This window comes from Glycomyces sambucus (assembly GCF_900102815.1).
Taxonomy (GTDB): domain Bacteria; phylum Actinomycetota; class Actinomycetes; order Mycobacteriales; family Micromonosporaceae; genus Glycomyces; species Glycomyces sambucus.
Genome location: NZ_FNGF01000006.1, coordinates 525,140 through 532,532, shown reverse-complemented (window position 1 = coordinate 532,532; position 7,393 = coordinate 525,140). Strand labels below are relative to the sequence as shown.

At 71.4% G+C, this 7,393-nt stretch carries 7 protein-coding genes and 2 rRNA genes; all 9 read left to right on the top strand.

The window, feature by feature from the left end:
- Positions 1-294 (top strand): 23S ribosomal RNA (locus tag BLS99_RS20280); the annotation flags it as partial.
- A gap of 192 nt (positions 295-486) precedes the next feature.
- Positions 487-603: ribosomal RNA gene (gene rrf, locus BLS99_RS20275) — 5S ribosomal RNA — on the top strand.
- Positions 604-688: 85 nt separating this feature from the next.
- Positions 689-1,291 carry a nicotinate-nucleotide adenylyltransferase gene (gene nadD / locus BLS99_RS20270; protein ID WP_091053514.1) on the top strand — a complete coding sequence of 201 codons (603 nt, stop codon included), beginning with the start codon at positions 689-691 and terminating at the stop codon, positions 1,289-1,291.
- Positions 1,292-1,410: 119 nt separating this feature from the next.
- Positions 1,411-1,833: a ribosome silencing factor gene (gene rsfS / locus BLS99_RS20265; RefSeq protein ID WP_091053513.1), complete on the top strand. Its 423-nt coding sequence runs from the start codon at positions 1,411-1,413 to the stop codon at positions 1,831-1,833.
- Positions 1,830-2,483 carry a histidine phosphatase family protein gene (locus BLS99_RS20260; protein WP_176953452.1) on the top strand — a complete coding sequence of 218 codons (654 nt, stop codon included), beginning with the start codon at positions 1,830-1,832 and terminating at the stop codon, positions 2,481-2,483. The genes rsfS and BLS99_RS20260 overlap by 4 nt, the downstream gene beginning before the upstream one ends.
- A gap of 97 nt (positions 2,484-2,580) precedes the next feature.
- Complete coding sequence (locus BLS99_RS20255; RefSeq protein WP_218126742.1) at positions 2,581-3,045, top strand: hypothetical protein; 465 nt, start codon at positions 2,581-2,583, stop codon at positions 3,043-3,045.
- Positions 3,046-3,058: 13 nt separating this feature from the next.
- The gene (locus BLS99_RS20250; protein ID WP_091053511.1) at positions 3,059-3,904 is read left to right on the top strand and encodes a DegV family protein; all 846 of its coding nucleotides are present in this window, start codon (positions 3,059-3,061) and stop codon (positions 3,902-3,904) included.
- A gap of 226 nt (positions 3,905-4,130) precedes the next feature.
- Positions 4,131-4,901, top strand: coding sequence for a helix-hairpin-helix domain-containing protein (locus tag BLS99_RS20245; protein ID WP_091053510.1), 771 nt, complete (start codon positions 4,131-4,133; stop codon positions 4,899-4,901).
- A gap of 82 nt (positions 4,902-4,983) precedes the next feature.
- Positions 4,984-7,299: a ComEC/Rec2 family competence protein gene (locus BLS99_RS20240; RefSeq protein ID WP_091053509.1), complete on the top strand. Its 2,316-nt coding sequence runs from the start codon at positions 4,984-4,986 to the stop codon at positions 7,297-7,299.
- Positions 7,300-7,393 lie beyond the last annotated feature (94 nt).

Genomic DNA, 7,393 nt, shown 5'->3' with positions numbered 1-7,393 from the left:
GTCCCTATCCGCCGCGCGCGCAGGAGATTTGATGGAGGGCTGTCCCTAGTACGAGAGGACCGGGATGGACGAACCGCTGGTGTGCCAGTTGTACCGCCAGGTGCATGGCTGGTTGGCTACGTTCGGGAGCGATAACCGCTGAAAGCATCTAAGCGGGAAGCGTGCTCTAAGATGAGATCTCCGTCAGCAGCAATGCTGGTGAGGCGCCCTAAAGATGATGGGGTTGATAGGCTCGACATGGAAGAGCAGCAATGCTTGGAGTGGACGGGTACTAACCGCCGAGAACTTAACACAACACTACGGCCGGCAACGGTCAGGTAGAAACCACATTCACGCACACTATGCGATTCTGAGACAACACAGGTCGCGGACCCGATAGGGCCCGCCGGCCGCTCAGACTCGACAGAGTCAGCTCAGGCCAGAACCCCCGCCAGGGGTGTTCGCCGAGCAGACCACGACACCCGAGCGGGGCGTCGCACAGGTTTGTTTGGTGGTGAGAGCGGAAGTGACACACCCGGTCCCATTCCGAACCCGGTCGTTACGGCTTCCAGCGCCGATGGTACTGCACTCGAGAGGGTGTGGGAGAGCAGGACACCGCCAAACATGAAACAGAAACGGAAGGCCCCCACCACAGGTGGGGGCCTTCCGTTTGTGTCCGGAAACGGAATTGCACGATAGGATTCGGCCTGTGGTTGAGCAGCGAGTCCGACGTATCGGGGTGTTCGGGGGGACGTTCGATCCTCCGCACCTCGGACATCTCGTCGCCGCCAGTGAGGCCGCGTTCGAATGCCGGTTGGAAGAGGTGGTCTTCGTACCGGCCGGCGATCCGTGGCAGAAGGCCCACATCAAGGTCACCGATGCGGCTGCGCGCCTGGAGATGACGCGGCTCGCGATCGGGTCCGACCCGCTGTTCCGGATCAGTACCTGCGACATCGACCGCGAGGGCGCGACGTACGCCGTCGACACGGTCGCCGACGTGCGCGGGGAGTACGAGGGCGAAGTCGAGCTGTTCTTCATCATCGGCGCCGACTCCCTGGAGAACCTCCACACCTGGCACCGGGTCGGCGAGCTGGTGAATGCCGTGAAGTTCATCGCGCTGAACCGGCCGGGGCACTCGCGCAGCGAGGTCGACACCTCCTTCGGCATCGAGGTCGAGTTCATCGACATGCCGGCGGTGGACCTCTCGTCGACCGAGTGCCGGCAGCGGGTGGCGGACGGGCAGCCGCTCCGCTATCTGGTGCCGGACGCGGTCGCGGCGTTCATCGCGGACCGCGGGCTGTACCGCGGCTGACGTCTGGGACGAGTCGCACAGCGACCGGCGCGAAACTGGGAGGTCGGCGTCGGACGGCACGTGTAAAACTAGAGCTGAACCGGCGCAGTGCCGGTGGGGACTCGTCGACAGGAGCGTTCGTGACCGCAAGCGAAACCGCCAAGACCCTGGCCTTCTCAGCTGCCCAGGCAGCGGCTGACAAGAAGGCCTTCGCCATCAACCTCCGGGACGTCACCTCGAAGATCGCGCTCACCGACGTGTTCGTGATCGTCTCGGCCTCGAACGAGCGGCAGGTTCACGCGGTCGTCGACGCGGTCGAGGAACGCCTCATCAAAGAGTACGACACCCGCCCCCTGCGCCGCGAAGGCAAGGGCGGCGAGCAGTGGGTGCTCCTGGACTACAACGAGATCGTGGTGCACGTCTTCCACCAGGAGGCCCGCGTCTTCTACGGGCTCGACGGGCTCTGGAAGGACTGCCCCGAGATCGAGTTCATCGACCAGGCCGAGGTCGAGCGCGAGCGCCGCACCGAGGTCGGCGGGGACGAAGGCGAGGACGAGCGGTGAACCGCCTCCTCGTCGTCCGCCACGGGCAGACCGAGTGGAACATCGCCGGGCGCATCCAGGGATCGTCGGACATCGACCTCGACGAGACCGGCCGGGAGCAGGCGGTCGAGGCCGGTCCCGAGCTCGCCCGGTACGAGCCGGCGCGGATCATCTCCTCGGACCTGCGGCGCGCGATCGACACCGCGAGGCCCGTCTCGGAGCTCACCGGGGTCGAGATCGAGCTCGACAAGCGGCTCCAGGAGCGCGGTTACGGGCCCTGGGAGGGGCTGACCGGCAGCGAGATCGCCGAGCAGTTCCCCGACGACCACCGGCGGTGGCGCGCGGGAGAGCCGTTGCAGCACCCCGAGATCGAGACCTGGAACGAACTGCACCGGCGCACTGCCGAGGCCGTGCGGGACATCATCGACTCGGACGTCGAGGGGACCGCGATCGTGGTCTGCCACGGCGGTTCGGCCCGGCAGATCGTCGGCGGCATCCTCGGCTGGGACCAGGCGCCGACGAGCAGCCTCTCGGGCATGGACAACGCGCACTGGGCCGACCTGCGCCGCATGCGGTCGGGGAAGTGGCGCCTGTTCGGCTACAACCTGGGCGTTCCGGCGCCGCACACGGTCGGCGCGAGCCCGCTCGCGAAGGGCCAGCTCGCCCGGTAGCGGGGATTTCGGGCCCGAGTGCTGGACCCGATCCCTCCTCGGGATCTAGGCTTCGGGCGTGGTGCAACCGCGCCGGGACCGGAGACGTCGAACCGCCATGGACACGCATACATCCCGAAACAGGCGAATCGCGCATGCCGCGGGGCTGCTGACCGGCGGACTCCTGCTGGCCGTCCTCACCGGCTGCGGCGCGGACGGCAGCGGCTCCGAGGACGAGACCTCGGCGGCCCCCACGACCGCGAGCGCCACGCCGACCGACGCAACGACCGAGGAGAGCCCCGTGCCCGACGAGACCACTTCGTTCCCGCCGCTCGACGAGACGTCGAAGCCCGGGGGCGGTTCCGCGACGACGATCACCGGGACGATCGAGTCGGGCGTCGAGTCCGGCTGCCTGGTCCTGGAGTTCGAGGGGACCGTGTACGGGATCTTCGGGAGCTTCGACTCGTCGGTGGTCTACGCGGGCGCGCAGGTCACGCTGCACGGCGTCGTGGACACCGGCATGATGTCCACCTGCCAGCAGGGCACCCCGTTCGTGGTCTCGGAGGCCGAGACCGCGGGTTAGGTACTGTGGCCGGGTGACCGTCGTCGTAACCGATTCCACGTCGGCCCTTCCGGAAGCGCTGCGCGCTCCGCACGAGGGGCTGACGGTGCTCGGCATCCCGGTGCTGATCGGCGGGACCGAGTACCGCGAGGGCGAGGACGTGCAGGCCGAGGCGATCCTGCGCGCGATGCGCGAGGGCCAGACCGTGACGACCTCGGGCCTGCCGCCGGAGGAGCTGCGGGCGACGTACAAGCGGCTGCTCGACGAGGGTGCCACCGGGATCGTGTCGGTGCACCTGTCGGGCAGGCTCTCGGGGACCGTGGCGGCCGCTGAGGCCGCCGCCGCGGGGTTCGCGGGGAAGGTCGCGGTCGTCGACTCGCTCGGCGCGGGGATGGGCGTGGGGTATCCGGCGCTCGCGGCCGCGGAGGCGGCCGAGAAGGGCCTCGATCTGCTGTCGGCCGCCGCGGCGGCGCAGGACGCGATCGGGCGGACCACGACCTACTTCTACCTCGACACCTTGGAGTACCTGCGCCGCGGCGGCCGCATCAGCGCGGCTCGGGCGATCGTGGGGACCGCGCTGTCGGTGAAACCGATTCTCGGCGTTGAGGACGGGCGCATCGACGTGATCGAGAAGGTCCGGACCCCCACCCGCGGCCTGCAGCGGCTCGCGGCCCTGGCGGTGGCCGACGCGGGCGAGGCCGAGGTCGAGATGACGGTGCACCACTTGGGCTCCGAGCGGCGCGCGGAAGCGCTCGCGGGGTGGCTCCAGGAGCGGTTCGAGGGCCGGCTGCGGCGCATGGACGTGACCGAGGTCGGCGCGGCCGTGGGTGCGCACTGCGGCCCGGGCCTGGTCGGCGTCATTACGCGTCGTCGGGCCTGACTTACGACGGTTGTCGGCGGCCCCGCGTAGATTTGAAATGGGGGGTCCCCGGGTGTCCGATTTGCCGTGAATCTCCGTTCATGTTGGGCGGCTTGGCAGCGCCGCATTATCCCAGCGTGCAGTGGCCTCGTCCACACGAACCGGGGTTGTCCACAGGTCGCTCTGAGTTATCCACAGGCTGGAAGAATCTCAGTCACGGCCGTGTCCTTCGCTCGTTGAGCCGGTCATGACACGCGAACCGACGACCGCACCCGATTCCGACGCCCTGGCCGCCCGCCTCAGGCTCCAACTCCACGCCGCCGAGGGCGAGGTGTGCAAGGAGACCGTCGACGCCGACAGCGGCGAGACCCGGCCCGAACCCGTCCCCAAGGGCCCGCCCGCGCGCCGGTTCGAGGACCGCATCGAACGCCTCCAGCACCGCTTCGGGCTCTCGCACCTCAACCGGTGGGTGCTGGCGATCGTCGGCGTCCTGGTCGCCGTGGTGGGCCTCGCGGTGACCCTCCTGTCCTGGCCCGAGTCGCAGCCCGCCGCCACCGCACCGGTGCCGGCGCCGGAGGCGGCCGAGGCGTCGCCGGAGCTCATCGTCGTCTCCGTGGCCGGCGCGGTGAACCGGCCCGGCATCGTCGAGCTGGAGACCGGCGCCCGTGTCGCCGACGCCATCGAGGCCGCGGGCGGGCTCGCCGAGGGCGCCGACCCCGGGTACCTCAACCTCGCGCGGGTCGTCGCCGACGGCGACCTCGTGGCCGTGCCCGACGCCGCCGCATCGGGGGTGCCGCCGCCCGGCGCCGAAGGATCGAGCGGCGGCGGACTGGTCAACGTCAACGTCGCCGGCGTGCAGGAACTGGACGCGCTCAACGGGATCGGGCCGGTCCTCGCCGAGCGGATCATCGAGTACCGCGAGTCCAACGGCAGCTTCCAGTCCGTGGACGAGTTGTCCGAGGTCTCCGGCATCGGGTCGGCGCTCCTGGAGCAGCTCCGCGAGCAGGTGACCCTGTGATCGGCATGGGGCGCTGCGAAGGGCGAATGCAAAGCCGCCGGTCCGGGCACGGTCGCCTTCCGGCTTCGCCCGGGGTCCCGTCGTGAGCGCCGAGTTCACGCTCCGGCCACCGCCGTCCGAGGTGGTGCGGCGGGACTGGCGGCTGCCGCTCGTGGCGGCCGGGGTGTGGGCCGCCGCGCTCGCGGTCCTGTCCGGCGGCGCCGTCGCGGGACTGGTGATCTCGACCGGCTGCGCGGTACTGGTGGCGTTGGGGCTCCGGAACGAGCACGCGGTCGCCGCCGCGGCGGCCACGGTCGCGTTCGGGGCGCTGCTCGGCGCCGGGGTCACCACCGCGCACGTCGCCGTCCGCGACCATCCCGGGCTCGCCTCACTGACCTCCGCTGAGGCGCACGGGGACGCGGCACTGGTGCTGCGCACGGTGCCGAAGCAGTCGACCCGGTGGCCCGACATGGTCACGGCCACCGCGAGACTGCGGTCGTTCGAGTCAGGCGGCGCCGTGCTCGAAGGGAACTGGCAGGTGCTCCTCGTCGCGAGCGGCGGGGAGTGGCTGGAAGTCGATGCGGGGCAGCGGGTCGTCGTCCCGGCGGTGCTCCGGGAGGCCGGGCCCGGCCGCCTCACGGCCGCCGTCGTCAGCGCCCGGGGCCCGCCCGAACCCGAAGGCGCGCCGGCACTCCAGCACCGGTTCGCCGCCCACGTGCGGGACCGGCTCGCCGCAGCCGTCGAAGCGGTGCCGGAACCGGAAGCGGGCCTGATCCCCGCGCTCGCGGTGGGCGACACCTCGATGATGGACTCCGACCTCGCGTCGGACTTCCGCACGACCGGGCTCGTGCACCTGGTGGTGGTCTCCGGATACCACCTGAGCCTGATCGTCGGGGCGGTGCTCGCGGTGGCGGTCGCATGCAGGGCCGGGCCCCGGGCGCGGGTGGTCGCGGGGGCGGTGGCGGCCGGGATGATCGTGGTCGTCGCGGGGCCGCAGCCGAGCGTCCTGCGAGCGGCCGTCATGGCCGGGATGACGCTGCTGGCGCTGGCCGCCGGGCGACCGCGGGCCGCGATGCCCGCCTTGGCCACCGCGGTGCTGCTCGTGGTCCTCGCCGACCCGGACATGGCCGCGCAGGCAGGGTTCGCGCTCTCGGTGGCGGCGTGCGTCGGGCTGCTGCTCCTGGCGTTCCGGTGGGCGAAGCCCTTGGAGCACCGGGGCTGGCCGCAGGGCGCCGCGCTCGCCGTGACCATCCCGCTCGCGACCCAGGTGGCGGTGACGCCGCTGCTGATCGGGCTCGGGAGCGGCGTGAGCCTGGTGTCGGTGCCCGTCAACCTCCTTGCGGCCCTGGTGGCCGCGCCGGTGGTGGTGCTCTCGGTCGGGGCCGCGGCCGCCGCGGCGGTGTGGGTCCCGGCGGGCGAGGTCGCGGCGCAGCTTGCCGCCCTGCCCGCGAGGTGGCTGATCTGGTTGGCGCGCACGGGCGCCGAGGTGCCGGGCGCGCTGCTGCCGGTGCCCGGCGGGGTCTGGTGGGGCATCGGGTCGGCCGTGGTCCTCGCGCTCGTGGTCGGGCTCCTGCACCTGCGCCGGCTGCGGCGCGCGGTGCTGGCGGTGCTCCTCGCGGCGGGGCTGGGGACGATCCCCGCGTGCCTGTTCTCCCGCGGGGCGCCGTCCGGGTGGGTCGTGACCATGTGCGATGTGGGACAGGGGGACGCGCTGGTGCTGCCCGCGGGGGACGCGGCGGTGGTGGTCGACGCCGGGCCCGACCCGGCACTCGTCGACGCGTGCCTCGACGCGCTCGGCGTGGAGCGAGTGGCGCTGCTCGTGCTGTCGCACTTCCACATCGACCACACCGCCGGCATCGGCGGCGTGATGGAGGGAAGGGAGGTCGCCGCGATCCTCGCGCCGCCACCGGGAGAGGCCCGGTACGGGTTCGACCTGGTGGAGGAGCGGGCCGGTGCGGTGCCGCTCATCGAGGCGGTGCCGGGCGAGGTGTTCGCCTTCGGCGAGACCCGGCTGGAGGTGCTGGGGCCGCCCCCGGACCTGATGAGCGGCACGAGGTCTGACCCGAACAACAACTCGGTCGCCCTGCGGGCCGAGGTCGCCGGGACGAGCGTCCTGCTCTCGGGCGACGTGGAACTCGAAGGCCAGCGGGCCCTCCTCGACCACGGGGCGGCACTCGACGTCGACGTGCTGAAGGTGCCGCATCACGGGTCCTCGTTCCAGATGCGCGAGTTCCTGGAGGCGTCCGATCCGGCGGTGGCACTGGTCGGCGTGGGCGCCGGGAACGAGTACGGCCACCCCGATCCAGGGCCGCTCGGGCTCTTGGAGGAAAGAGGCGCGCTCGTGTTCCGGACAGACGAGGACGGACGGATCACCGTGTCGCAGAACGGAGGACGGATCGAGGTGAGAACCGAGGACTGATGTGAGGAGTCGACTACAGGGCGACGCCGTTCGGGTGAATGGCGATCGGACACCGCGGGTCGAGTCGGCACACGCCGTCAGGAGGCGGGCGCGG

What these genes read in the sequence shown, in the direction of transcription:
- BLS99_RS20245 (WP_091053510.1), top strand. Translation starts at nt 4,131, where the DNA reads ATGACACGCGAACCGACGACCGCACCCGATTCCGACGCCCTGGCCGCC.
- BLS99_RS20255 (WP_218126742.1), top strand. Translation starts at nt 2,581, where the DNA reads ATGGACACGCATACATCCCGAAACAGGCGAATCGCGCATGCCGCGGGG.